Origin of the sequence: Phyllobacterium chamaecytisi, assembly GCF_020164455.1 — a bacterium.
In the GTDB taxonomy this organism is placed as follows: Bacteria; Pseudomonadota; Alphaproteobacteria; order Rhizobiales; family Rhizobiaceae; genus Phyllobacterium; species Phyllobacterium chamaecytisi.
In genome coordinates this window covers 127,707-153,226 of the sequence record NZ_JAIQWW010000015.1, presented here as the reverse complement: position 1 = coordinate 153,226, position 25,520 = coordinate 127,707, and the positions used below count along the sequence as shown (strand labels likewise).

At 56.7% G+C, this 25,520-nt stretch carries 28 protein-coding genes; 14 read left to right on the top strand and 14 right to left on the bottom strand.

What is annotated here, in order from left to right:
- Nucleotides 1-12: 12 nt before the first annotated feature.
- The gene (folD, locus tag LB462_RS21440) at nt 13-912 is read right to left on the bottom strand and encodes a bifunctional methylenetetrahydrofolate dehydrogenase/methenyltetrahydrofolate cyclohydrolase FolD (RefSeq protein WP_224512291.1); all 900 of its coding nucleotides are present in this window, start codon (nt 910-912) and stop codon (nt 13-15) included.
- Nucleotides 913-1,251: 339 nt separating this feature from the next.
- Between folD and LB462_RS21435 the strand changes: the two genes are divergently transcribed.
- Nucleotides 1,252-2,508, top strand: a complete 1,257-nt coding sequence (locus LB462_RS21435; protein ID WP_224512289.1) for a sarcosine oxidase subunit beta family protein — start codon at nt 1,252-1,254, stop codon at nt 2,506-2,508.
- Between the two features lie 205 nt (nt 2,509-2,713).
- Here the strand turns inward: LB462_RS21435 and LB462_RS21430 are convergent, their stop codons facing one another.
- Nucleotides 2,714-5,002, bottom strand: a complete 2,289-nt coding sequence (locus LB462_RS21430; protein ID WP_224512209.1) for a GumC family protein — start codon at nt 5,000-5,002, stop codon at nt 2,714-2,716.
- Between the two features lie 255 nt (nt 5,003-5,257).
- Between LB462_RS21430 and LB462_RS21425 the strand changes: the two genes are divergently transcribed.
- Entirely contained in the window at nt 5,258-6,511 is a 1,254-nt protein-coding gene (locus LB462_RS21425) for a lipopolysaccharide biosynthesis protein (protein WP_224512207.1), read from the top strand.
- Between the two features lie 7 nt (nt 6,512-6,518).
- Here the strand turns inward: LB462_RS21425 and LB462_RS21420 are convergent, their stop codons facing one another.
- The 3 genes from LB462_RS21420 to LB462_RS21410 are packed head-to-tail and all read right to left on the bottom strand — an operon-like array spanning nt 6,519 to nt 9,330.
- Nucleotides 6,519-7,382 (bottom strand): DUF6492 family protein, encoded by an 864-nt coding sequence (locus LB462_RS21420; RefSeq protein ID WP_224512205.1) that lies wholly within the window; start codon nt 7,380-7,382, stop codon nt 6,519-6,521.
- The gene (locus tag LB462_RS21415; protein WP_224512203.1) at nt 7,379-8,143 is read right to left on the bottom strand and encodes a WecB/TagA/CpsF family glycosyltransferase; all 765 of its coding nucleotides are present in this window, start codon (nt 8,141-8,143) and stop codon (nt 7,379-7,381) included. The genes LB462_RS21420 and LB462_RS21415 overlap by 4 nt, the downstream gene beginning before the upstream one ends.
- Nucleotides 8,140-9,330: a glycosyltransferase family 4 protein gene (locus LB462_RS21410; protein ID WP_224512287.1), complete on the bottom strand. Its 1,191-nt coding sequence runs from the start codon at nt 9,328-9,330 to the stop codon at nt 8,140-8,142. Before LB462_RS21410 ends, LB462_RS21415 begins: the two co-directional genes overlap by 4 nt.
- Before the next feature lie 123 nt (nt 9,331-9,453).
- Here LB462_RS21410 and LB462_RS21405 point away from each other — a divergent pair, with 123 nt between their 5' ends.
- From LB462_RS21405 to LB462_RS21380, 6 genes are read left to right on the top strand one after another with little or no spacing between them, the layout of a single operon-like run.
- Nucleotides 9,454-10,449 (top strand): glycosyltransferase family 2 protein, encoded by a 996-nt coding sequence (locus LB462_RS21405; RefSeq protein WP_224512202.1) that lies wholly within the window; start codon nt 9,454-9,456, stop codon nt 10,447-10,449.
- Nucleotides 10,418-11,743: an O-antigen ligase family protein gene (locus tag LB462_RS21400; RefSeq protein ID WP_224512191.1), complete on the top strand. Its 1,326-nt coding sequence runs from the start codon at nt 10,418-10,420 to the stop codon at nt 11,741-11,743. Before LB462_RS21405 ends, LB462_RS21400 begins: the two co-directional genes overlap by 32 nt.
- Before the next feature lie 51 nt (nt 11,744-11,794).
- Nucleotides 11,795-12,607 carry a pyrroline-5-carboxylate reductase gene (proC, locus tag LB462_RS21395; RefSeq protein WP_224512189.1) on the top strand — a complete coding sequence of 271 codons (813 nt, stop codon included), beginning with the start codon at nt 11,795-11,797 and terminating at the stop codon, nt 12,605-12,607.
- Between the two features lie 37 nt (nt 12,608-12,644).
- On the top strand, nt 12,645-13,475 hold the full coding sequence (locus LB462_RS21390; protein WP_224512187.1) for an urease accessory protein UreD: 831 nt from the start codon (nt 12,645-12,647) through the stop codon (nt 13,473-13,475).
- Between the two features lie 31 nt (nt 13,476-13,506).
- On the top strand, nt 13,507-13,809 hold the full coding sequence (locus tag LB462_RS21385) for an urease subunit gamma (protein WP_106715462.1): 303 nt from the start codon (nt 13,507-13,509) through the stop codon (nt 13,807-13,809).
- 10 nt (nt 13,810-13,819) lie between these two features.
- A complete protein-coding gene (locus LB462_RS21380) occupies nt 13,820-14,125 on the top strand; it encodes an urease subunit beta (protein WP_224512185.1) in 306 nt (101 codons plus the stop codon).
- 92 nt (nt 14,126-14,217) lie between these two features.
- Here the strand turns inward: LB462_RS21380 and LB462_RS21375 are convergent, their stop codons facing one another.
- A complete protein-coding gene (locus LB462_RS21375) occupies nt 14,218-14,601 on the bottom strand; it encodes a hypothetical protein (protein WP_112526131.1) in 384 nt (127 codons plus the stop codon).
- A 178-nt stretch (nt 14,602-14,779) separates the two neighbouring features.
- Here LB462_RS21375 and ureC point away from each other — a divergent pair, with 178 nt between their 5' ends.
- The 5 genes from ureC to ureG are packed head-to-tail and all read left to right on the top strand — an operon-like array spanning nt 14,780 to nt 18,797.
- Nucleotides 14,780-16,492 carry an urease subunit alpha gene (gene ureC / locus LB462_RS21370; protein WP_224512164.1) on the top strand — a complete coding sequence of 571 codons (1,713 nt, stop codon included), beginning with the start codon at nt 14,780-14,782 and terminating at the stop codon, nt 16,490-16,492.
- 14 nt (nt 16,493-16,506) lie between these two features.
- Entirely contained in the window at nt 16,507-17,019 is a 513-nt protein-coding gene (locus LB462_RS21365) for a DinB family protein (RefSeq protein ID WP_224512162.1), read from the top strand.
- Nucleotides 17,019-17,516, top strand: a complete 498-nt coding sequence (gene ureE / locus LB462_RS21360) for an urease accessory protein UreE (RefSeq protein WP_224512284.1) — start codon at nt 17,019-17,021, stop codon at nt 17,514-17,516. Before LB462_RS21365 ends, ureE begins: the two co-directional genes overlap by 1 nt.
- Nucleotides 17,476-18,177, top strand: a complete 702-nt coding sequence (locus LB462_RS21355) for an urease accessory protein UreF (protein ID WP_224512160.1) — start codon at nt 17,476-17,478, stop codon at nt 18,175-18,177. The genes ureE and LB462_RS21355 overlap by 41 nt, the downstream gene beginning before the upstream one ends.
- Complete coding sequence (ureG, locus tag LB462_RS21350) at nt 18,174-18,797, top strand: urease accessory protein UreG (protein WP_224512159.1); 624 nt, start codon at nt 18,174-18,176, stop codon at nt 18,795-18,797. Before LB462_RS21355 ends, ureG begins: the two co-directional genes overlap by 4 nt.
- Here the strand turns inward: ureG and LB462_RS21345 are convergent.
- The 7 genes from LB462_RS21345 to LB462_RS21315 all read right to left on the bottom strand — a co-directional run bounded on the left by LB462_RS21345 (nt 18,780) and on the right by LB462_RS21315 (nt 24,596).
- On the bottom strand, nt 18,780-19,799 hold the full coding sequence (locus LB462_RS21345; RefSeq protein WP_224512283.1) for an LLM class flavin-dependent oxidoreductase: 1,020 nt from the start codon (nt 19,797-19,799) through the stop codon (nt 18,780-18,782). The two genes, ureG and LB462_RS21345, sit on opposite strands and share 18 nt — an antisense overlap.
- Nucleotides 19,800-19,895: 96 nt before the next feature.
- Nucleotides 19,896-20,099 carry a hypothetical protein gene (locus LB462_RS21340; RefSeq protein WP_112526143.1) on the bottom strand — a complete coding sequence of 68 codons (204 nt, stop codon included), beginning with the start codon at nt 20,097-20,099 and terminating at the stop codon, nt 19,896-19,898.
- Nucleotides 20,100-20,443: 344 nt separating this feature from the next.
- A complete protein-coding gene (locus LB462_RS21335; RefSeq protein ID WP_224512157.1) occupies nt 20,444-20,800 on the bottom strand; it encodes a hypothetical protein in 357 nt (118 codons plus the stop codon).
- A gap of 448 nt (nt 20,801-21,248) precedes the next feature.
- Nucleotides 21,249-21,464 (bottom strand): hypothetical protein, encoded by a 216-nt coding sequence (locus LB462_RS21330; RefSeq protein ID WP_158482243.1) that lies wholly within the window; start codon nt 21,462-21,464, stop codon nt 21,249-21,251.
- Nucleotides 21,465-21,593: 129 nt separating this feature from the next.
- On the bottom strand, nt 21,594-22,865 hold the full coding sequence (locus LB462_RS21325) for a glycerate kinase type-2 family protein (protein WP_370637254.1): 1,272 nt from the start codon (nt 22,863-22,865) through the stop codon (nt 21,594-21,596).
- A 5-nt stretch (nt 22,866-22,870) separates the two neighbouring features.
- Nucleotides 22,871-23,182 (bottom strand): Dabb family protein, encoded by a 312-nt coding sequence (locus LB462_RS21320; protein ID WP_224512153.1) that lies wholly within the window; start codon nt 23,180-23,182, stop codon nt 22,871-22,873.
- Between the two features lie 115 nt (nt 23,183-23,297).
- On the bottom strand, nt 23,298-24,596 hold the full coding sequence (locus LB462_RS21315; protein WP_224512151.1) for an amidase: 1,299 nt from the start codon (nt 24,594-24,596) through the stop codon (nt 23,298-23,300).
- Nucleotides 24,597-24,816: 220 nt separating this feature from the next.
- On the opposite strand from LB462_RS21315, the gene LB462_RS21310 reads away from it, so the two are divergent.
- Nucleotides 24,817-24,960 carry a DUF1127 domain-containing protein gene (locus LB462_RS21310; RefSeq protein WP_112526153.1) on the top strand — a complete coding sequence of 48 codons (144 nt, stop codon included), beginning with the start codon at nt 24,817-24,819 and terminating at the stop codon, nt 24,958-24,960.
- A 75-nt stretch (nt 24,961-25,035) separates the two neighbouring features.
- Here LB462_RS21310 and LB462_RS21305 read toward each other — a convergent pair whose 3' ends face one another.
- Nucleotides 25,036-25,506, bottom strand: a complete 471-nt coding sequence (locus LB462_RS21305; protein WP_505483634.1) for a beta-barrel domain-containing protein — start codon at nt 25,504-25,506, stop codon at nt 25,036-25,038.
- Nucleotides 25,507-25,520 lie beyond the last annotated feature (14 nt).

Here is a 25,520-nt window from a genome sequence, read left to right as displayed (position 1 = left end):
AGAGCAAATGGATCAGAAGCGCGGCGGCACTTCGCCGATCGAGCGATAGGCGGCGACAAGCGTGTTGGCCATCAACATGGCGATGGTCATGGGCCCAACGCCCCCCGGAACTGGCGTAACCGCACCAGCGACCGTTGACACGTCAGCGAAGTCCACGTCACCAACGAGGCGGGTCTTTCCCTCGCCCTTTTCGGGAGCTGGAATGCGGTTGATACCGACATCGATAACCGTTGCGCCGGGCTTGACCCAATCGGCCTTGACCATTTGCGGCCTGCCGACGGCAGCAACCAGAATATCGGCTGTCCGGCAAAGGGCGGAGAGATCCTTGGTCTTGCTATGCGCAATGGTAACTGTGGCATTGTGGGCGAGCAAAAGGTTGAACATCGGCTTGCCGACGATGTTTGAACGGCCAATGACCACCGCGTTGAGGCCGGAAAGATCACGTCCCAGGATACGCTCGATCAACAGCATCGACCCGGCCGGGGTGCAGGGTACGAAAGCCGTCTCGATTTCGCCGGTGCCCAGCTTGCCGACATTGACGAAATGGAAGCCGTCAACATCCTTGTCCGGCGAGATGGTCTGGATGATGCGGCCGGAATCGATGTGCTTCGGCAAAGGAAGCTGGACGAGGATGCCATGGATCAGCTGATCGGCATTGAGTTTTTCAACCAGCGCGACGAGCTCGTCCTCTGAAGTATCCTCCGACAGAGTATATTGGACGGAGTGAAAGCCGCATTCACGCGCCTTCCTGCCCTTTGACGCAACATAGACCTGACTGGCCGGGTCTTCGCCAACGATAACAACGGCGATGCCGGGTGTGATCCCGCTGGTTTCGATCAGATCGGCGGCAGAAGCTTTGACCTTCGAAACCACATCCTCGGCAATTTCCTTGCCATTGATCGTCACTGCCATGTGCTGCTCCTGGAAGTTCACGGTTTTGAGCGCCATTCTGTTGATTTTACGCGCCAACAATACCGCCATAACGGCGTTCACTGACGCAATAGCGAAAGCGTCTCTATAGAGCAATGCGATGATACGACGCTCAGAGCCCATGTGGAAAATCTACTACGGCGGTCATCTGACGCGATTTTCTGCGCTTCCGGTGCTCACGTACTTTATGTACGCTGCGCTCCGGTTCTCGAAAACCACGCCATATGCCTCACCGCAGCGACTTTCCAAACGGGCTCTCAGGGCTTGGCGAACGCGATGAATCCAAGCATGATCGCGAAATCTTATTCGAATCCGGAATTCATGATGCGCTATTCAGCTTTCAGCCTTTTGAAAAATGCTCTCAACGGCAACAAGGACTGGAAACCCGCCTGGCGCAAGCCCGATCCGAAACCAGCCTATGACGTGGTGATCATCGGGGGCGGCCATGGGCTTGCTACCGCCTACTATCTGGCCAAGGAACACGGCATGCGCAATATCGCTGTCGTTGAAAAGGGCTGGCTCGGATCCGGAAATATTGGCCGTAACACCACAGCCATCCGCTCCAACTATCTTCTTTCAGAGAACCAGCATTTCTACGAAGCGTCGATGAAACTATGGGAAACCATGTCCCACGACCTCAACTACAACGTGATGTTCTCGCAGCGCGGCGTAGTTAATCTTGCCCACACGCTACCGCAGCTCGATGTCTATGCGCGGCGCGGCAACCAGATGCGGCTCAACGGCATTGACTGCGAATTGATGAATCCGCAGCAAATCAAGAAACTCATCCCCGGGCTGGACATCAGCAGTAACACGCGCTTTCCCATTCTTGGCGGTTTGATGCAGCGTAGTGCCGGAACGGCTCGGCACGATGCGGTCGTATGGGGTTACGCACGGGCCGCTGACCAGCTCGGCGTCGATATTATCGAGAATTGCGAGGTCACCAGTTTCCTGAAGGACGGCGACACCGTCACAGGCGTCATGACAACACGCGGGCCGATCAAGGCCAAGAAAGTGGGCTGTGCCGTCGCCGGACACACCAGCGAGCTCATGCGGCGCGCCGGTATCGATCGCCTGCCACTTGAATCGCATGTGCTGCAGGCCTTCGTCTCGGAAGCGCTGAAGCCTGTGGTCGATACAGTGGCGACGTTCGGCGGCGGGCATCTCTATTTCAGCCAGTCCGACAAGGGTGGCCTTGTTTTTGGCGGCGATATCGACGGCTATAATTCCTACGCGCAGCGGGGCAACCTGCCGGTGGTGGAGGATGTGATGAGCGAATTCGTTGCGCTCATCCCGGCGCTGGCGCGCGTCAAGCTGCTGCGCTCGTGGGGCGGGATCATGGACATGACCATGGACGGCTCGCCGATCATCACGACGGGCCCGCTGCCGGGCATGTATCTCAACACTGGCTGGTGCTATGGCGGCTTCAAGGCGACGCCGATCTCAGGAAAATGCTTCGCCTGGACAATCGCCAAGGATGAGCCGCATCCGCTGTCTGCACCCTTTACACTGGACCGGTTTTATCGCGGCTACGTCATTGATGACAAAGGGCAAGGCCCGACACCAAGATTGCATTAAAAGCCGCACCAGCCCATGCCGCGTTATCTCTCCCCTTGTGGGAGAGAAAGGATTTTCTTGAGTTTAGCCCCTTCGCTAAATTCTTAGAAAATCCAAGTGAGGGGGTAGTTCAGTGAAGCAAATCCCCTCTCTTGCGATTTCTAGCACTTAGCAAGGGCTAAGATGCTGAAATCGCGTTCTCCCCCGCAAGGGGGGAGATAAGAACTCAGCCGGCGCGCAAACGCAGGACTTCGCGCAACGCGGCGATCTCGGCCAACATTTCCTCGATGTTCGAATTGTCATGATGGCGTGGCTCGATCAGCGCGTCAGCATGCTCGTAGAGAAACTCGGCAATCGCGGCCTCGTCATCGGCGGAATGCGGTGAGTTCTCGAATTCAGCTGTGTCAGACACCATGGCCCGCGTTTGCGCACGACGGATTGCTGCGCCAAGCCGAGATTCAGAAGGTACTGCGGTCGCAGGGCTAGTGCTTTCGGGCAAAACGGTACGCCTCGTTCCGGATGGCGGCACCGGATCGGCGGGCGGTTCATCCTCGGCATAAACAGGCGCGCGATTTCCAGCGCGGAAGCTTTCGATCATGCCGAGCAACACGGCAATGCCGAGACCGGTCGAAAGCCCGCCGAGCAGGCCGCCAATTGCAACGAGCTTGCGCGAACCGCCCGTGCTTTCAAGCGCCGGACGCGCCGGGGAAATGACGCGGATATTCGTTGTGTTCATGCCTTCGAGTTCGCCAGTTTCTTTCGCGCGCAACAGGAAGGCTTCGTAGACTTCGCGCTTGGCGGTGACTTCACGTTCGAGCTCGCGCAGCTTGACCATGTCCTCGTTGTTGTTGGCGGTACGCGCTTTCAGCTGTGCCAGCCGTGATGACAGGTCCTGTTCCTGCTGGGTGGCACGCTGTAGTTCCACCTGCACCGAGGACGCTATACGGCCGAGCTCGTTACGGATTTCGTTGCGGACACCGGTCGCTTGGGACTGGGCTTGAATAAGCTGCGGGTGGCGTGGTCCAAGCTTGGTAGCGAGGCCGTCCGCCTGTTGCTTCAGTGCCCCGTATTGCGAGCGAAGGGCGACGATGACACCCGAGCGGAATTCTTCCGGCAGCGTGTTGCCGAGCACGCCTTCGACGGAAGTATTGCGGATAGAGTCGGCCTGCGCCTTTAGCCGGATCGTCTGGTTGCGCGCCTGCGTGAGTTCATCATTCGTGCGCGTGATTTCATCATCGCTGATCAACCTGCCCTGTACGTCGACAAGGTCATTTTCTGCCTTGAACTTCTGCACGGCATTCTCGGCGTCCTGAACGCCTGCGCGCAGGTCATTGAGACGCGCTGTCAGCGACTCAGTGGCCTGCCTTGCAGTATCGGACTGGATATTGCCCTGCTCCTCGCGGAAAACATCGGATACGGTATTGGCAATCAAGGCCGCCTTCTGCGGATCCCTTGATTTCACAGTGATATTGAAGATGAAATTCTTTGTGCTCCGCTCCACCTCAAGATGGTCGTAGAGATTGCGCAAGAGAACGGTTTCACGCGTTGTCTCATCCGGCGTGCTATCGGTAGAAAACAGATCCTGGATTGAAGCTAAAAGACCTCGCTCCTTAAGGTCGCCATTGAATTCCGGATCCTTGGCAAGTCCTGTGCGATCGATCACCTTGGTCAACACGCTGCTCGACTGAATGACGCGCAATTGGCTTTCGGCGATGGCTAGCGAAGCGTCGACGGGCAGCTGGCTCGACGAAATCTCCTTGTCGACGATCTTGAGATCGCGCGGATCGACAAGCACTTCAACGGTCGACGCGTAAAGCTTCGGCAATGTCATCGCATAGCCAACGCCAAGGAGCGTGCCGATGATTGTTGTTGCGACAATCAATCCCTTGGAACGGCCAACGCGATTGATAACGATACGCGGGTCAACGAGTGGCCGCCATTCATCGCTTTGATATTCGACCGGCTGTACGTCCACTTTGCGCGGAGCCGGCCGGCGCACCGGAACCGGTGTGACAACAGGTTCAGGGTCCGGCTCTAGCTCTTTGTTTTCCGGACGGAAACCCGGTTCCCACTTTTCCTGAAACTGTTCTGTTGGCTCGGGTTCGGATCTTGCAGTGACGATTGGAGTTTCCGGCTCGGCACGGACTGGTTTTTCAATCAACGGCAAAGATTCTTCGCGCTGTGGCGTAATTTGTTCGGCGGCATCGACGCGGCGGTTGAGCTCTGCCTTGATCGCGGCCATGTCGGCGCGCATGCGATTGACCGCATCCTGCTCGGCTTCTTCGGAACTGAGGTCCTCGGGAATATCACTCAACGATGGTTGCGAGATTTCGCTGCCGGCCGCCAAGCGCAAAGCGCGCATGCGGTGATAGTGCTCAAGATTATCCTCGCCGCGAATGGATGTGCTTAAGGGTTCGGGGTCGACATGAGTCTCTCCCGCCGGTTCCGGCTGACTGGCAAACGAGAGAAGCGAGCGCCGCGGCCGCTTCGCCGTCTCGTTTTCGCGATTACTCATTCCCACTTCAACTCCACGATCGCCCAACCAAGGCGATTCAATTGCGGCACCACAACCACAGTTAATTCAACCTAAAGTTCTATGGAAAATAAATCGTTAATTATCAGCACCCTTAGGTTAGACATCATCTATACCACGTTTCAAAACGGCTAAAACAAGCCGTTAAGTCTTTTGATGTAGAAATCCGGCGAATTCACGCTTGAGGCAGTGCTTTCCCCGCAGCCTTGATTCAGGCATATCCGGCAGGACATGGAATTGGTTGCACGCCATCTGAAAGCCAATGCGGGGCTTATCCGCGACTATTTCTCCGTGATCAGTGGTTCGGCGGGACGGCTTGTCATTTCGCTCGCCTATTTCGTTGCGCTTGCCAATACACTTTCGATCGCAGAGTTCGGTCTGTTTGCCACGGCATCAGCAACCGGTGTCGTGCTGTCACGCCTCGTTTCCTTCGGCTTTGTTTCACCGCTTTACCGGATTTCCACCGTGAAGCCGCAACTGATTGGCGCCTATACGGGCGGCTTTCTCGCGGCGGTGGTTGTATCATTGCCGTTCTTCATTCTTGCGGCCTATCTGATGCATCTGGTCTTCTTCGGTGCAGACCTAGCGCTTGGCACCTTTGCAGTGATCGTCGCAGCAGAAGCATTGCTTTGGCGGTCGCTGGAAGTTGTGGTCATCGTCAATAACGGTATGAACCGCTTTGGCCGGGCAGCATTGCTGGTTATTATCGGTACGGCATTGCGGGCAGCAGCGGCAGTGCTGTTCGCGTTCTCAAGCGTGACCAACCTCGCAATATGGAGCTGGTGGTATGCGGGGGCGAACGGCGTTGCGCTTCTTGTCGCAATCATCTTCTTCTACCCGCGTGTGCGGCTGCGGCTTATTCCCAAACTCTACCGCCGCAGGCTGGCGGATTCTTTTGCCGTCACAGGTGCCGAGGTACTCTTCTACGTCCAGTCCGAAATGGACAAGCTGCTGGTGCTTGCAGTCGGCGGACCACAGACGGCGGGTGTCTATGCCATCATCATGCGGCTTGTCGATCTGACCGCCCTTCCCGTCCGCTCATTCAACATGATGCTGGTGCAGAAGTTGATGCGAACGCCGGACATGCTGAAATCACTCAAAATCCGAGGCGGGCTGGAGCTTGGCGTATTTCTGGTGTCGACACTCGGACTGGCGGCGCTTGCCATCTTCCTCACCATTTTCCCGCGAGCGCTTGGAGCGAATGTTGCTTCGGTCGTTTCGCTGTTGCCCTTGGTCCTGCTCGTACCGGGACTGCGCAATCTCATCGAATACCAAGCGGAAATCCTTTATGCGCGCGGCCAATCTGGCTGGCGTGCGCTCAATCTGGCCTTGCTCGGCATCGCCAAGGCTGCACTGCTTTCGTGGATTCTTGTCGTGTTTCTCGATACCCACGATTGGATGATCTGGCTGAATGCCATGTTCGCCGTGCTTTATCTGTTGTCGGCATATCTCACATATAGAGCTATAAAAAAGCCGGCGCGGCGCGTGTGAGAATTTGCTACGCTAACAATTTCCGGATGCGCGCCGTATCGTCGCCTATGAAGGATTGCATGCCGATCGCGACCTGTTCCGGTGTCATCGCTTCGACAAAGGCAAGGAACTCCGCGTCCGTTGGCGCAGGCGCAAACCAGTAGACCCGGCAGAATTCAGCGGCGTCATGATAGTGCCCTTCGGCCATCAGCACTTCATCGGCATAGCGGCCATAGATCATGCATTCGGAAAACCGGCGGGAACGCCCGATCGCCGCGATCCAATGGCGGCCGGTGATCCTCTCGATATGATTGCACATGGTCAGCAAGGCGTCTCGCCGCCAGGCTATCAAGGTGCCGATATAGTCGTGTCCTGCGGCGCTCACCGGGACGAGCCCAAGTACCTGCCCCGCCTGTTCGGACCAGATGAGTTGATCGCCGGGCACAGGACGCAACAAATCGCCATCGCGGCGAAACAGCCGCAAATCGCTGCCACGCCAGACCGAGGCGCAATCGAAAGGTTTCAGGAAAGCGACATCGGAATCGATGTAGAAGAAGGCGTCTTCATCGGCATGTGATGCAATGGCGATACGGCGAAACTGCTGCACGTGCCAGCCGCGCAATGGCATCGTCCTTGGCGACAGCCAAATGCGGCGGCGACCGAAATTGCTCGGATCGGGGAACGGCCTGATCCAGCCGGGCAACAGATCGTTCTCGTCGATCACAACACGACGCGGGTTTTCCAGCTGCTTGAACAGTGCAACGTCGCGGTGCTCGACCAAAATATAGTGCCTGGTGTAGCCGGTGACGAAACGATCAATTGTTTCGCAGAGCAATCTGCAGCGCTCAAAATCGGGCGCATAACTCGCGGTAACAAGTGCCGTTTTCGTCATGCGCCCCCGCCGACTTTGAATTTCGCCTGCATGACGCGTAGCAGAAAAAGTGGATTTCCGACAATGTATCGATACCACAACCGGCCGGGTTCTTGCGCAAGGCGATAAAGCCATTCAAAGCGCAGTTTCTGGACAATCAGCGGGGCGCGCGGTACAGCGCCCGCCATGAAATCAAACAGCGCGCCAACGCCAAAGGCCAAGGTGCAATGTTCGGCCGTCAAGTTGTTCGCCATGAACATCTCCTGTCGCGGTACACCCATGGCGACGAGCAGGATATGCGGGTGATATTCTTTCAGGACACGCAGAATGTATGGCTGATGCTCGCTCTTGAAGAAGCCGTCACTGATCACGCGGATTTCATGATGAGGCGCAAGTTGCCTGAGGCTCTCCGCTGCCTTTTCGACCACTTCACGGCGGGCGCCAATGAGGCCAACGCGCAGAGGGCTGGTTTCTGCCTCAAGTAGGGCGGGCGTGAAATCCGTACCGTTAAGATTCGCCGGAAAAGGTGCGCCATGCAGGAGTTTCGAGGCGATATCGACCCCGAACCCATCGGGAAGAACGAGGAATTGGTTCAAAGCCTGACGGAAATCAACATTCTCCTGCGCGAGATTGGCATTGTGGGCATTGAGCCAGGTGACTAGAGTGAAACGCTGCTGGGCGATACGCTCCTGCATGAGTTCGATGGCGTCCACCCAAGGCAACGCCACAACTTGTACGCCGAGAATCGAACGATGTGGAATACCCGTTTCGCCCAAACTCATGCGGCTTCACGCCCATTTGCAATCCGGGTTTCGAGCCGGTCCAGTCCCAATCTTATCTGCTGGTCGAAGCGTACCAGCTGCGCGGCGCGAAAGGCGTCTCCCTCGCACGTCAAGTCCTCACCTGCGCGCACGCGGGCCACCATGGCATTTACCGCCTTGGCAAAGTCGACGGGATCATCGGCGACAACGCAATTATCCGGAATATCTGCAATGCCCCGCACGGAAAGCGCGGTGGCGACGCTAGGCAAGCCCAGTTCGAATGTTTCGATCGTCTTGAGCTGCACGCCGCTCCCCGCGCGGCTGATCAGCGGTATCACTGCACAGCCGCAGACAAAATCCGTCGCGTCGGCAACACGACCGGCGAAGGTAACGTCAGGCCATGCAACTTTGAGATCGGCTGGGGTACTTCCGGCGACGGTCACGCCGATGTCCTTGTCGAGATGCGGTACAACCTCGCGCAGGAACCATTCAAGACCGATGCGGTTCGGCTGCCATGTCCAGGTTCCTATCAAGCCAAGGTTGCGAACTATTTTGCGTCCTTGGCTTTTCGCCGTATCGGCGCCAGTCACGAGAGGCAGTGCCGCGGCACGTCCGGTGCCGGATAGGCCCAGCGCATCGATATCGTCATCGGCCAGCGTGAAGACGAACGACGCCCTGCCGCACAACCGCGTCTCAAGGCCCATCAGAAGCCGGGACTCCCGGCTGAACAGATATTTTTGCAGAGGGCTGGTTGCCGCTTCGGCATTCTCGCGCGCCGAGCGATGTTCGACATTGTGCGCGATGAAGATTTGCGGCTTGTCATCGAAACAGTCCTCGAATGCCCCGGGCAGTGGCACGCCGTTCAGCACGTAAGCGTCGAAGGGCTCCACCGAGGCGATTGCGGTACGGAACGTTTCCTTCGTGACGACGCGCAGCTTTACTGATGAAACCGTGAGGCCCGACATCATTGCCTTGCCGAACCAACGCAACTTTTGCGCAAAGTTCGCTGTGTCGTTGCGCACATCCACTTCACCGAGGACGATCGTGCTGTCGGGATCGAGCGGCTTGCTACCGGGCCAGACAAATCCGATCACGGTGACGCGAGCGCCGGCACGCACAAGGCCATCGATGATCGCTTTGTTAGCAATCTCATAGCCGGTCGTCGGCTTACCATCCGGTACCAGCGATGTTACGAACAGCAAATGCAAAGGCTTGCGGCCCTCCACGACGATTTCTTTCTCAATATTTGATTTGATCGCAGAATGTAATGAAATGTTGAATAACCAACTCTTATAAGTTGTAACCATGGATAACGGATAAATACTCCGGCGATGAATCTCGATCTCCCAGAAAATATCGGCGTCGTGGCACAGTCACCCGGCCTCAAGCCGGAAACGATTGACATCGTCGTGACGCTGCCGACGTTCAAACGTCCGGAACACCTGTTGAAAACCTTGGCGTCGCTCAAAGGCCAAGTGACCACACGGCGCTTTGCCGTCATCGTCATGGAAAACGAGACCGAAAAACGTGAGGGAGCGGAAGCAGCCAAGCCGCTGTTCGAGAGTGGCGAACACGAAGGCCTGCTGATCATCGCGCATGATCGCGGCAATTGTAATGCCTACAACGCAGGATGGCTGACCGCGCTGAAGGCCTTTCCAAATTTCACGTCACTGCTGGTTATCGACGATGATGAAGTCGCCGATCCGAATTGGCTGGAAAACATGTGCAAGACGCGCGAGACCTATGGTGTCGATTTTGTCGGTGGGCCGCAACTTCCGGTCTTTGCCAAGCCGGAACATACGAAATGGTCGACACACCCCGTTTTCAGCCCCCATCATACCCGCACTGGTCGCGTGCCGATCGTTTATTCATCTGGAAATCTGCTGGTCGGGCGCAATGTGCTCGAGACCATGCCGTTTCCGTTTCTCGATCTCGCTTTCAACTTCATGGGCGGCGGGGATTCGGATTTCATCAGCCGCAGCGTGGTCAAAGGCTTCACCATTGCCTGGTGCGCGGAAGCACCCGTTTACGAAACCATCCCGGCCAGGCGCGTCGAGGCGGACTGGATCCGCGCACGGGCACTGCGCAATGGCGTGATCTCCACCTTGATCGAAAAGCGCAAGCGTGGCGGCGAACCTTTTGGCGGAGCGAAGACTGTCCTGAAGAGTCTGGCACTTCTCGCCGTCTCGCCGCTGCGGGCCGTCGTCAAGGTAGTGCAGACAGGCTCTCTGTCCATCGGGGCTTATCAGATCTATGTTGGTGTTGGCCGCGTTCTGGCGGAATTCGGATATTCGAATGAGCAGTATCGACAACCTGAAAAGAACTGACGCGGTATCCGCGATTCCAATGCGACTGGTCGCCAGTCTTGTTGCGGCGATCATCCTTTGTGTGCTGTTGATTTCGTTCCGCCCATTCCAACCGGCGAGCACGGCAATCGCGGGGAGCGGTGGAGATCTCGTCAATCAGCTCGGTTTCGGAGCCTTGGGCGGCATCTCCGTGCTTGCGATGATGGTGCTTGCGAACCCGCGTACGCTAATTGCCCTTGTCAGCCCGATGTGGATCGTGATGTTCGGCTTTCTTTTCCTGTCGACATTTGTTGCCGTCGATCCTGGAGCCGCTCAACGCGCTGTGCTCTTCACTGTGATCGCCGCGCTTTGCATGATCGCGGTGCTGGCGCTGCCACGCGATGCCGATGGATTTTCGCTGGCGCTGGTGATCGCAGCCTTTGCCGTGCTGACGCTCTCCTATGCCGGTCTGGTTCTCGTTCCGGACCTCGCGAAGCATACCGCCAATGAGATCGAAGCCGAACATGCGGGGCTTTGGCGCGGTATCTTCGCGCATAAGAATATTGCCGGACCGGTCATGGCGGCGTTCTCCTTTGCTGGCATATATCTGCTGCGTCGCGGCTGGCGCGGGACTGGCATTGTCCTGCTGATGCTCGCGCTCTGGTTTGTTGCGCATACCGGTTCGAAGACTGCGACGGCGCTGGTGCCAATCGTGATTTTCCTCGTCATGTTCCCCGGAATGTTCGGCTTTCGTATGGTCTCTGCCGTGTTGATCGCCGCAGCTTTAGTCGGATTCTTCTTCTTCACCATAGGAACACTCTTCTTCCCGGCTACGCACGATCTCCTCGTTCAGCTCGGTGCGGACACCACGTTTACCGGCCGCACATCCATCTGGCAGTTCGGACTGGAAAAGCTCGCCGCAACACCGTGGCGCGGCTATGGTTTTGAAAGTTTCTGGGAAGCACCAGTCGTGCGGCAAGCGGAAAATCCGAGCTACTACCTCGATTGGGACGTGCGCGGCATCGTGCACGCGCATAATGGCTATCTCGATATTGCCATCGCGATGGGTTATCCGGCCTTGATATGCGCGCTCATCGTCTTGATCGTGCTGCCGCTTTTTGATTATGCGCGCTGCCTGAAAAAGCGCGAGAACGTATTCATGGCCGACTTTTTCATGATGTGCCTGACATTTTCGCTGATGAACGCTTTTCTTGAGAGCTTCTTTTTCCGGCGTGCAGATCCCGTATGGCTGCTCGTGGTCATGGCATGTTTTGGTCTGCGCATGACCGCCCGCGTTCCCATCCTCACTCGCATAAATTCCCACAAGACCAGTTGACCGGGCGCACCGGGCCGGATCAAAGTGCCGCGACATCAGCGGGAGAATGAAATGGATAATGTGGTTCTGGTCGGTTGCGGCAATATGGGCTTTGCCATGCTCAAGGGCTGGCTGGACGCAGGAATATTGCAGCCAGATCAGGTCACAGTGATCGAGCCAACCGATGCGCTGCGTGAACGGGCGGCAACGCTCGGTGTTCATGCGCATGCCAATGCAAGCCGGCTGGAGGACGATCTGTCGCCGCGCATTATCCTCATCGCGGTCAAACCGCAGGTGATGCGCGATGTGCTGCCCGCCTATGAGCGTTTCGCCGCCGGGTCAACGTTCGTGAGTGTTGCCGCCGGCGTCAAGGTCGCGTTGTTCGAGGAATTCTTAGGCGAAAAGACCGCGATTATCCGCACCATCCCGAATACGCCTGCAGCGATTGGCAAAGGCATGATCGTCACGTTCCGCAATTCGAACGTGAGCGACGAGGATGCCGAGTTTGTCGATACCTTGTTGAAAACCAGCGGAAAAGTTGCAGCCGTAGACGATGAAAAACTGATCGACGTGGCAACTGCGGTTTCGGGTTCGGGCCCCGCCTACGTTTTTCACTTCATCGAATGCCTGACCGAGGCGGCCGTCGTGGCTGGCCTCGAACGAAAGACCGCGGAGCTGCTGGCGATGCAGACCGTCTACGGCGCTGGCGTCCTCGCCGCTTCGAGCGAAGACACGCCAACGACGCTGCGCGAACAGGTGACGAGCCCGAAGGGTACCACTGCCGCCGCGCTCGACGTGTTGATGGGTCATGACAAACTCAAGCGGCTTATGATCCGGGCCGTTTTCAAGGCACACCAGCGCGCCATAGAACTTGGCACCTATTGAGCTTCCGCAAGCTGGATCATTGCGATAGCGTGCCGAAATGAGCGTGCATCCATCTGATCCAGCCATCGAAGCAAGACCGCAACGTGCCTTTGGCTCGGCGCATCTCGCCGTAAAACCCGTCAATGGTCGTACGCGTATCGACACACTCTATCAGGAAGGCTGCGCCAAGATTCGGTTGCCTGAAATTGATGATCGGTCGCTTGAGGCAGTGATGATCAACACATCCGGCGGACTGACGGGGGGCGACGAGATGCGTTGGAGGTTCGACATCGCGGACAACTGCCGGGCGCAGGTCACCACTCAGGCATGCGAGCGCATCTACAAGGCATCCGCCGGTAGCGCTGACGTGGCAAGCATCTTGAAGGTGCGGGAGCGGGCCTCGCTCGCATGGTTGCCGCAGGAGACGATTCTGTTCGAGGGCTCGGCACTGAAGCGGACTCTTACCGTCGATCTTGCCGAGACGAGCCGCGCGTTGATCGTGGAGCCCGTTGTGTTCGGTCGCAAAGCGATGGGTGAGGACGTGCAGAACTGTCTGTTCCGGGATCGCTGGCGCGTTCGCCGCGAAGGCAGACTGATCCATGCGGAAGATTTCACAATCGGACCCGACGCGGCATCGATGCTTGCCCGTCCTGCCCTGTTCGGGGGAATGCGCACCATGGCCACTGTCCTGCTTCTCGATGCCGACGCCGAACGTCATCTTGAGCCGAGCCGAAAAATAGTTGGCACAAAAGGCGGTGTTTCCTTCTGGTCTGGCAAGCTTCTTGCGAGGCTTGTCGATGGTGACGCCTATTCATTGAGGAAACGGCTGGTGCCATTGATAGAACTGCTCAATGAAAAGGCAGGCGTGCCTAAAGTCTGGTCAATCTAGACGCAAAACTGAGTATGACTAAAGGAAAAGCATGAACCTGACACCACGCGAGAAGGACAAACTTCTCATCTCTATGGCGGCGATGGTCGCCCGCCGCCGACTAGAACGCGGCGTCAAGCTCAATCATCCGGAAGCCATTGCATTGATTAGTGATTTCGTCGTCGAGGGCGCCCGCGATGGCCGATCAGTCGCCGATCTGATGCAGGCAGGGGCACATGTCATCACCCGGGAACAGGTGATGGAAGGTATTCCAGAGATGATCCACGACATACAAGTCGAGGCGACATTTCCGGACGGAACGAAGCTCGTCACCGTGCACGAACCGATAAGGTAGGAAACCGCAGATGATCCCCGGCGAAATCACTACGGCCAAAGGCGAAATCGAACTGAATGCCGGTGCCAGCAACATCATGCTAAAGGTGGCAAATACCGGCGACCGTCCGGTGCAGGTAGGGTCGCACTATCATTTCTTCGAAGCCAACTCGGCGCTGGTATTCGACCGCGATCAAGCGCGCGGCATGCGTCTTGATATTGCTGCCGGAACGGCGGTCCGGTTCGAGCCAGGGCAGGAGCGTGATATCACGCTCGTGCCGCTCAGCGGGAACCGGACCGTTTACGGGTTTCAGCAGAAGATCATGGGAAAGCTGTGACCCCTCCGCTTGACCTCATTTCCACGACAACAAGCGACCGGAGAAACACCGATCGCTGGGCATATTCCAGATATGGGTCAGGTAGGTGCCTGTCAGCTTGGCTTTTTGGTCACGAGGGTCAGCAGGCCTTTGGAATCGAGGCTGGCAATGACCACCGCTGCGGATGTCAGCCCCTTTTCCTTCAGGGCGGCGGAGACTTGTGGCGACTTGTCGATCGACGTGCGGAGTTTCTGCATGTCGGCGTCGCTGCGCTTGGCAAGGGCGTCGTTGACTTGAGTCTTGGTCGCATCCGGCAATTCATTAATGTCCACGATATTGATGGTGGTAATGGCCGTGGCACCTGGCTTTGCTGGAGTTTCACTCTTTGGAGCGGGCTGCTCGGCGCTCGGAGTCTGCGGCGCCGCGGACTGCGCATAGGCAGCCGAAGTCGCAAGCGGGAATGCCGCACAGAGCGCGAGGGCTATCATCTTTCGCATCGTTTTTCCTTTCACGAGATTGGCGAACGATCATCTACTGATGACGCGCGCACTTCACATGCGGAATTCGATCTCAAGCGGTCGCTGATCGGGTTTTTCCAAGGCAATATCGCGGCAGAAATGTGGCAGCAGGCGCCCGTGACTGCCCATTCCATTTTTCATACAAGAGGGAAGTTCCATGCCCGCTAAAATCACCCGCGCGGCCTATGCCCGCATGTTTGGGCCAACGACGGGCGACAAGGTGCGCCTTGCCGACACCGAACTCTTCATCGAGGTGGAGAAGGACTTCACCATCTATGGCGAAGAGGTGAAGTTCGGCGGAGGCAAGGTCATTCGTGACGGCATGGGCCAGAGCCAGATTGCCCGTGCAGACGGTGCCGTCGACACGGTGATTACCAATGCACTGGTCGTCGATCACAGTGGTATTTATAAAGCCGATGTGGGTTTGAAGGATGGGCTGATTGCTGAAATCGGCAAGGCCGGCAACCCCGATACGCAACCCGGCGTGACGATCATCATTGGTCCTGGGACGGAAATCATCGCGGGCGAAGGCAAAATCCTCACGGCTGGCGGTATGGATGCCCATATCCATTTCATCTGCCCGCAGCAGATCGAAGAAGCCCTGATGTCCGGCGTTACGACAATGTTTGGCGGCGGCACAGGACCAGCCCATGGGACACTGGCGACCACCTGTACGCCAGGGCCCTGGCACTTGGGCCGGATGATTCAGTCTTTCGACGCCATACCCATGAACATCGGCCTTTCAGGCAAGGGCAATACATCGCTGCCGAAAGCGCTGGAGGAGATGATCCTTGGCGGGGCGTGCTCGCTGAAACTGCATGAGGATTGGGGTACGACACCGGCGGCGATCGACAATTGCCTCTCGGTTGCCGACCAGTACGATGTGCAGGTGATGATCCACACCGATACGCTGAACGAGAGCGGCTTTGTCGAGGACACGGTGGCCGCCTTCAAGGGTCGCACAGTTCACGCTTTTCATACGGAAGGCGCTGGCGGTGGACACGCCCCGGACATCATCAAGATTTGCGGGCTTCCCAACGTTATTCCATCTTCGACCAATCCGACGCGGCCCTATACGAAAAATACCATAGCCGAACATCTCGATATGCTGATGGTGTGCCATCATCTCTCTTCGTCTATCCCGGAAGATGTGGCGTTTGCCGAAAGCCGTATCCGCAAGGAGACGATCGCGGCGGAAGATATCCTGCATGATATCGGCGCATTTTCGATCATCTCCTCTGACAGCCAGGCCATGGGCCGGGTGGGCGAAGTGCTGATACGCACGTGGCAGACCGCTGATAAAATGAAGCGCCAGCGCGGGAGCCTCGCGCAGGAAACCGGCGACAATGACAATTTTCGCGTCAAGCGCTACATCGCGAAATACACGATCAACCCGGCGATCGCACAGGGTGTTTCCCGGCACGTGGGTTCAATCGAGGTCGGAAAGCGCGCGGATCTCGTTCTGTGGAACCCAGCCTTCTTCGGCGTCAAGCCTGACATGGTCCTGCTTGGGGGCTCGATTGTTGCCGCACCGATGGGCGATCCCAATGCCTCGATCCCGACACCGCAGCCGGTCCATTATCGTTATATGTTCGGCGGCTATGGCAAGAATGTCAGCAACTCGTCGGTCGTGTTTGCCAGCAAGGCTTCGGTCGAGGCAGGCTTGCGCCAGTCGCTCGGTATCGACAAACAACTGGTCGGCGTCGAAAACACACGGAGCGGCATTTCCAAGGCATCGATGATCCACAATGATGCTACGCCGCATGTGGAGGTGGATCCGGAGACCTATGAGGTTCGGGCGGACGGGGAGTTGTTGACGTGCGAGCCGGCAACGGTGCTGCCGATGGCACAGCGCTACTTTCTGTTCTGACGGGGAGGAACAAAGTGAAGGATCAATTCAGGCGGCTTGCGTATTATAACAAATGGGCCAATGAGCGGATTTACGCGGCAGCAGGCACACTTGACCACGAAGATTATTTCGCCGACAGACGCGCGTTCTTCAAGTCGGTGCATGGGACACTCAACCATATTCTGGCTATCGACAAGCTATGGTTCGGTCGCTTCACGGGCGACCTCTATGCAATCCCTTCCATGGATGTCATTCTGCACGATAATTTCAATGACTTGCACGCGGCGCGCATCGCCCTGGACGATCACATTATCGACGTGGTCAACAATCTGGATGAGGCATCGATCCATGGCGTCCTTCACTGGATCACCACCGAAGGCCAGCCATATACGTCGACCTTGGATCGTGCGTTGACGCAAATCTTCAACCACCAGACGCACCACCGCGGTCAGGTACATACGCTGCTTTCGCAACTGACCGGTGACGCACCGCCGATCGACTTTTTCCTGTGCATGAACGATGATTTTCATGAGAAAGGCCAAGCGTGATGAAGCGCGTCACCAGCCATAGCCATGCCGGGCATTATCACGGCACGCCGTTCGATCGCGTTGTACTGGCCCATGACGAGCGGCATTTGCGGCGCAAGGTGCTGACACTAGAGCAGGGTGAACAAATCCTTGTCGATTTGCCCGAGGCTATCGCGTTCGAGCATGGCGACGTGCTCATTCTTGAAGATGGGACAATGGCCGAGATCATTGCGGCGGACGAAGCGCTCTACGCGATCACGCCACGGGATCGCCGGCATCTGTCGGAACTCGCCTGGCATCTCGGCAATCGTCATCTGCCGGCGCAACTGGAAGAAAGCCGCATCGTCATCCTGCGCGATCACGTGATCAAGGCGATGCTGCTAGGTCTTGGGGCGAAGGTTACCGAGATCACTGCGCCATTCCATCCACTGCACGGGGCATATCATAGCGGGCATGGGCATTCGCACGCGCATGATCATGACCATGATCATCAACACCACGATCATGCCCATGGCTGACCTTGCCCCAAACACCGCGCTTCTGCGCCTAATGACATGGCTTTCCCCAGCTTTTCCTGTCGGGGCGTTTTCCTACAGTCATGGCATCGAGCGGGCAGTGCATGATGGTTTGATCCACGACAAGGCATCATTGCAGGGCTGGCTTGCTGACCTCATGAACCACGGCTCGGTCTGGAACGATGCGGTTTTATTTGCGGCAAGCTGGGGGGAAGCGGATACGGGTGGCAGCTGCCTCGAACAATCAGAGCTCGGGGAGGCGATGGCAGGTTCGAAAGAGCGGCACATGGAGACCATGCTGCAAGGCAATGCTTTCGTGCAGGCTATTGGACACTGGAGCAACGCGGAATCCGGCGCGGCAAAAGAAATGCCCTATCCCGTCGCCGTCGCCATGGTTGCAGCCCGGAACAAGGTTGCATGTGAACCAGCGCTTGCCGCCTATCTTCACGCCGTCGTTTCCAACCTAATTCAAGGCGCCGTGCGGTTGGTGCCGCTCGGACAAAGCCATGGCGTATCATTGATGGCGGCAATGGAAACGCAAATCGTGGCGGTCACTGAGCGTGCCGCGCGTTCCAGCCTTGATGATCTGGGCTCGGCGGCCATCATGTCCGACATCATGGCCATGCAACATGAAACACAATATTCGAGGGTATTTCGCTCATGATTTCGCAAAACGGACCGCTTCGCATCGGGATCGGCGGACCGGTTGGCTCCGGCAAGACCACCGTCACCGAAATGCTGTGTAAAGCGCTGCGCCACCGCTATTCCATCGCTGTGGTCACCAATGATATCTACACGAAGGAAGACGCGCTGATCCTCAACCGGCTGCAAGCCCTGCCCGAAGACCGGATCATGGGTGTCGAGACCGGCGGTTGCCCGCACACGGCCATCCGGGAAGACGCGACGATAAACCTGCAAGCCATCGCCGAGATGAACAAGCGCCATCCCGACCTCGACATCGTCTTCATCGAGTCCGGCGGGGACAATCTGGCCGCGACTTTCTCACCTGATCTCGCCGACTTGACCATCTATGTGATTTCGGTTTGCCAAGGCGAAAAAATACCGCGCAAGGGCGGGCCCGGTATTACGCGCTCGGATTTGCTGATCATCAACAAAAAGGACCTTGCGCCCTATGTCGGCGCTGATCTCGATGTGATGGACGCGGATACCAAGGTCCAGCGTGGAGCGAAGCCCTATGTGTTCACCGACATGCTGCGCAGAAACGGCCTAGACGACGTGATCGCCTTTATCGAAGCGGCAGGCGGTCTACGCGAGGCGGCTTAGCGGCGCAGCTTCAGGCCGCTTGATCATGGTTTCAGCGAGAATCTCGTAAGAGCGGATTCTTGCTGGATGATCGAAAATCTGGCCTGTCACCATAATCTCGTCTGCGCCCGTGCGCACAATGAAATCCTGAACGCCGGCTTTGACGGTCTCCGGCGACCCGACGACTGAGCAGGATAGCGCCTGACGCAAAATCGCCTTCGCGTGGAGGTCGAGCGTTTCTTCATAGCCTCGCACTGGCGCTGGTAATGGTCCGGGATTGCCTGTTCGCAGATTGACGAAAGCCTGCTGCTGCGATGTTTGCAGAAGCTTTGCCTCGTCATCGGTTTCTGCGGCGAAGACGTTAAGTCCCAGCATCACATACGGCTTGTCGAGATATTCCGAGGGTTCGAACCGTGTTCGGTAAATCTCGACCGCCCGCTCCATTTCAGCCGGTGCAAAATGCGATGCGAAGGCATAAGGCAGGCCGAGTGCCGCCGCGAGCTGTGCGCCGAAGAGGCTGGAGCCCAATATCCAGACAGGCACTTTCGTTCCGGCGCCGGGAACAGCTATGACGCGCTGGCCCGGCTCGGGATCGCGGAAATATCCCATCAACTCGACCACATCCTGCGGGAAGCCGTTGATGTCCTGATCGAGATTTCGACGCAGCGCCTGGGCGGTGATCTGATCCGTGCCCGGTGCGCGGCCGACGCCGAGATCGATACGGCCCGGATGCAGGGAAGCCAAAGTGCCGAATGCTTCCGCCACCATCAACGGTGAATGGTTCGGCAGCATGATACCACCGGCACCAAGCCGGATTTTCGACGTACCAGCCGCAACATGCGCGATGACAACGGCTGTCGCCGCGCTGGCGATACCGCGCATGCTATGATGCTCGGCAAGCCAAAGGCGGTTATAGCCGAGTCGCTCCGCGTTTTGCGCAAGATCCAGCGAATTACGGAGGGATTGTGCGGCATCGCTGCCGGCGACAATCGGTGAAAGGTCAAGGACAGATAGCGGGGTCATTGCCTTCATATAGGCGATCGGCGAAAGCGCACAATAACTGGGTGCGATTTCATGATTCACAAAAATTGAAGCTTGATTGAATAGGACGGATGAGATTCAGAGGTGGCGGGAGCGGGACGATTCCAGGCGCAGTTCCATGCCGACCACGGCGCGGGTTTCCTGCGACAACTGCTCATCGGATTCACGGATCGCAGTTTCGATGAAATAGGCAATCATCTCGAAACCTGCATTGTCCGCCAGGGTGCACAATTTTGAGAGTTCTGTTTTTAATACTTCGAGTGTTTGTGCTCTCTTGTTCATGCTGTTCTCTCCATATCCCGTGAACCGCAATAGTGAGTTGTATCCCACTAAAATCTTCTCGCATTAGTGCAAGGACAAAAGCCATGCGACCAATGTGCTTATCAACAAATTCCCCGATACTTTCGACGGAATTTCTAGCGATGGTTAATTATGTTTTGTTGATTCCACCAAGACTGCGCTAATGACATTAATCTCAAAATACGCGAATTGAAAAGCCCTTTAATTACTACAAATATTCGTGAATAAATGGCGTTAATCTATAAATTTATTCTAAAATTTTACTGATCGATTTACAAGTGAATGAATGCATTGAGATATTTTATTCGACCACCGAATAATCTCGGCTAAAAACCAGAAAGTTGCACTTTGGCCTTGCCGCATATTTCTTTCGATCCGGACTCTTCTGCCTTGTCGATGTGGCCAGAAGCGAGATCAGAAACAATTTCGACCGCTATATCTTCCGGCAGTCCAGTTTCCCGCATCCCCGCTTTCATCGCCGCTTCGCTGGCTTCATCGGTTCCGCAAATATAGGCTCTGGCTTCAAGCAAGGCAGCCCGTTCGAATTGTCTGTTGCTGACCTCGCTAACGTCCTCCGGCACTTCTGTCTGATTTTTGATATTGAACGCATTGGCCGGCAATACAGCAGCCGACGTAAAGAGCGCCGCTGCGAGAATGGGTATCGATGATTTGTAGAAGCGCATTTTCCTGCCCCTTCCAACCACACCTGGAGGCCAGCGTTTATCGCCATATAAGCCTCGTTCATGGATTATTAACGGATGGGGACTGGTTCCGTTCCTAATAGATAGTCAATTGGCCGTGATCGGAGCGTGACGCTTCGGCGATGAGATTGCTGCATTGCACAAAATGCATTACTGCTATGCAATATTGTCTGTATTAAATCAGGACAGTTGAGTTATTCTCGAATCAGGAATTTTCGACAGCGTCACCTCCTCCCGGCCCTGTCGAAACGGATGGCCTCTTCTCCTCCCAGAAGGCCCTCCATAACCAACGAAACCCACCGCACCTCCTCCCGCGGTGGGTTTTGTTGTTTTGGGCCCCGTGCCTCTCCAGAAATTGACCTGCCGTATAAATACAAAACGCCGCCCCAACGTATGTAGTCGGAGACGGCGTCGCATAGCAAAAATGGGGTTACTGTGCGGCAGGCTTCGCTGCAGCCGCGGCAGCCGACTCACTCAGGCTGGGCTCCTTGGAGGGAGTTGCGCGCTGTGTAAGGGATTTGGGTGGCGGGACAAAATGCGTATCCTTGGCAGGTGAAGGTCCCGCGGGAGTGGTCGTCTTTGGTGTGGTGGTGCAACCCGTGACGACCATGAGAGACAGAGCGATCAGGGACAGTGCTATCCGCATTCGACTTTCCTTTGGATATTGCGCCGGACGATGGCGCGGATCGTTGTGTTGCATGCCAAGTTCACGCTGGCATGAATCGGCCACTGTTGACCACCCAAAGATGGCGATTAAGCGTCCGTCAGCCGACAATCAACGAATGAGAATGGCTCGCAGATCGTTGACATTGGTGCCGGTAGGACCGGGGACGAACAAATCGTCGATCGCAACAAATGCTGTCCAGGCATCATTTTTGTTGAGTAGGGCCGATGCGTCTTGCCCTTTGGCAAATAACCGCGGAATGCTGGTGCTATCGGCAAATGCGCCGGCATTGTCTTCGGAACCGTCGATGCCGTCGGTGTCTGCCGCAAAGGCGGTGATCCCGTCTGCTCCATCGATATCGATCGCAAGCGACAGAAGGAATTCGCTGTTGCGACCGCCCTTGCCCTTGCCCCGCACTGTCACAGTCGTCTCTCCGCCGGACAGTATGACGACGGGTTTTTTGAATGGTTGATCCTTGGCAAGGACCTGTTTCGCCATTGCCGCATGGACGTGTGCGACTTCACGTGCTTCGCCCTCGATTGCATCGGAGAGTATGACTGCCTCGACGCCTAAATTGCGCGCGGCCTTCGCCGCTGCCTCAAGCGACACACCGGCTGAGGCAATCACATGATACTCGTGGCCGGCAAAAACCGCATCGGAGGGTTTGGGCGCATCGGCGTTTGCTGAGTGAAGGTGCGCGAGCGCTGCTGCTGGCAGGTCAAGACTGTAGCGCTCGACGATCTTCAAGGCATCCTCCCGCGTCGTTTCATCGGTCACAGTGGGGCCGGAAGCCACGAAGGCGGGATTGTCGCCGGGAATGTCCGAGACGATCAGCGAATAGACACGCGCCGGGTGAGCCGCCGCAGCCAGACGCCCACCCTTTATGGTTGACAGATGCTTACGCACAGCATTCATCGCCGCGATTGGCGCACCGGATGCAAGGAGCATCTTGTTGACGGTGATTTCATCCTCAAGCGTCATGCCTTGCGGCGGAGACGGCAACAGCGCAGAACCGCCACCGGAGATCAACGCGACGACAAGATCGTCTTCTGTCAGCCCCGACACTATTTCAAGCAGGCGCTTGGAAGCCACCAATCCTGCAGCGTCCGGAACCGGGTGCGACGCTTCGATGATCTCGATATGTTTGCAAGGCGCACCGAATCCATAGCGTGTGACGACAAGTCCTTCGAGCGGAGTATCTCCATGTTTCGCGGCCCACGCTTTCTCGAAAGCGCTGGTCATTTGCGCCGAGCCTTTGCCTGCGCCAATGACGATGGTCCGTCCTTTTGGCTTCGGTGGAAGATGCGCTGCAATGGTCCGCTCCGGATCCGCCGCTTCGACTGCAGCCTGAAACAGCTTCGTGAAAAATTCCTTATCCTGCATCGGTCTCAAACTTCCATATCAAAAACAAAAACACCGTCAGTGCCACCTGCGGTCGAAGCAACGATCCGCCCTGCAATTTCCTGGTGTTCCGGATGAACAAGATAGGCGTCACGCGCTGCCGCATCGGCAAAATCGAGGATAAAGCCTTCAGAAAATCGCTTGTCCATGCCCTCCTCAGGACTGACATTCGCCCCGGACGTGATGGTTAGCGCGCCCGGCAGCTTTGCGCACAAAGTTTGAAGATCGCGGTAAATGGATTGGCGGTCCAACGACGGCACGTCGCCACGAAAACGCATAAACACACAATGACGGATCATAAAAGTAACTTTCCTTGTGAGGCGTGGCGCATCCTGACGAGATTCCCGGAAATTGCGAGGGCTATTTCGAGTTGTTTCATAATTATCATTTCAAATGGGCCGGCGACTATATAGCTCAGGATAGAAGCTGTTCCACGGACAGAGCCATGGCCAGCAGCCGCCTGTCCGCACCATGTTGAGCGACAAGCATCAGTCCGCCCGGCAAAGTCAGGCCCGGCATTGGCAGACTGATCGCCGTCAGATCGAACTGATTGGCGACCTGCGTATTGCGCAGGAGCAGCGTCTCAACCTGCTTGTAAACGGCGTCGTCCCTCACCGAGACGATCGTTGGTGCGGCAATAGGTGTCGTCGGCAGGGCGAACAGATCAAAGGCGGAAATTCGTTGATCCATCTGCCGCACCAGCGCCTGCCGCTTCTGCATCAGCTGGATATAGTCGGATTCGGAAACACCAAGACGACGCAACAGCGGACGCTGGACACGCTGGTCAACGTCGAGCGTCTCATCATGCAGCCACTCAGCATGAATCCGGCTGGCTTCAATACCAGCGATAGAACCGATCGACGTCGCCTGAGCCAACGCATCGATCAGATCATCAACCGAACAATCGGCGATGATCGCTCCTGCTTTTGCGCAAACCTGCAGGCATTGTTCGAAAGCATCGGCAATCGGCTTTTCCACCTCCGCGAGCAGTTGCCCTCGCGGCACACCTATCCGCAGTCCATTCAGGAAAATCGCCTCAGGGACCGGGATCGTCTCCCCGGCCATAACAGCATCGGCGATCGCGCAATCGGTAGCCGACCGCGCCAATGGCCCGATGGAATCGAGACTTGGCGACAGCGGAAAAGCACCTTGCAGCGGCACACGCTTGGCTGTCGGTTTGAATCCAACGACTCCATTCAGCGCTGCGGGAATACGAACCGACCCTCCCGTATCCGAGCCTATGGAGATTTCGCTGGTATCCTCCACCACCGATATGCCTGCACCAGTGGACGATCCGCCTGCGACGCGATCCGGATCGACGGCATTCGGCGCTATCGGATAGTGCGGGTTCAGACCGACAGCAGTGAAGGCAAATTCGGTCATGATCGTCTTGCCGATGATCACCGCCCCGGCAGCACGTAGTCTTTCAACAATGAGAGCGTCGGCAATTGCCGGATTGGCGGTACGCCGGATGATTGAACCGGCCAGGGTCGGTTCACCGGCGACGTCGAAGAGATCCTTGATCGACACAATCCGCCCGTCGAGCGGTCCAAGACGCGCGCCCTCGCGCCGACGCCGATCGGCAGCATCAGCCTCGCGGCGGGCGGTTTCGGGATAGAGCTTGACGAAGACGCGCTCATCTTTGTCGCGTGCCGTCAGACGCGCCAGTCTTTCCTCAAGCCCGTCTCGAGTGGTAGTTACCGGCTGTGACAATGGTTTATCCTGAACAGACAGAAGGATCGTGCTCTTCCTTGTATAGCCGCAAGTATCTGTCAATGAAAAGCCCCGCATCGACAGCTGACAGCGAGCGCTCATATCGGCCCTATACCGCTATGCACCATAAGCAATGCTGCTCTGCAACATTTGCAGTTTTAAATCGATACAAATCGAAGCATAGTTATTTCCAGGGAGGGCAATAAAAGGGGTAAGACCAATGAGCCTTCGCAACCGTATTCACAAATATCGTCAGTACCGGCAGAACCTTCACGAACTGCGTTCGTGCACCGATCGCAACCTTGCTGATCTTGGGATCGCACGCACCGACATTCGCCGTATTGCCTGGATGGCCTGCATCTAGTCAGACATTCGTGCCGTTGAATTGACAGCGCCGCAGCCCTTAGCTGCCGGCGCTGTTTTCATTAGATTCATAGACTCAGTACTCCCGGAACGCCCGTGACATGCTGTCGATAACCGGCTTGGCCAGGTATTCGAAGAATGTGCGCTCATGCGTTTGAATAAGAATATCCGCGGGCATGCCCGGTGTCGGGGTAAAGCCACGAATGCGGGCGAGTTCGTTGGCTGGGATGCTGATGCGCGCAAGATAGATGTCCTGTTTCTGCGCGCTCGTCGTATCTGCCATGGAATCGGCCGACACGTAGTCGACACGCCCATTGATGATCGGGGTCGTGCGCTGGTTTAGCCCACTTAATCGCACGTGAGCTTCCTGCCCTTCCTTTACCTCATCGATCTGCATGCGAGGAATCTGCGCTTCGATGATTAACGGGACACCTGTGGGCAGGATCTCGACGATCGGTTTGCCGGTTTCGATAACGCCGCCAGACGTGTGGTAATATAGTCGGATCACCGTTCCGGATACGGGCGCCTTGACTACCGTGCGGTCCAAAACGCTGGCGGCTT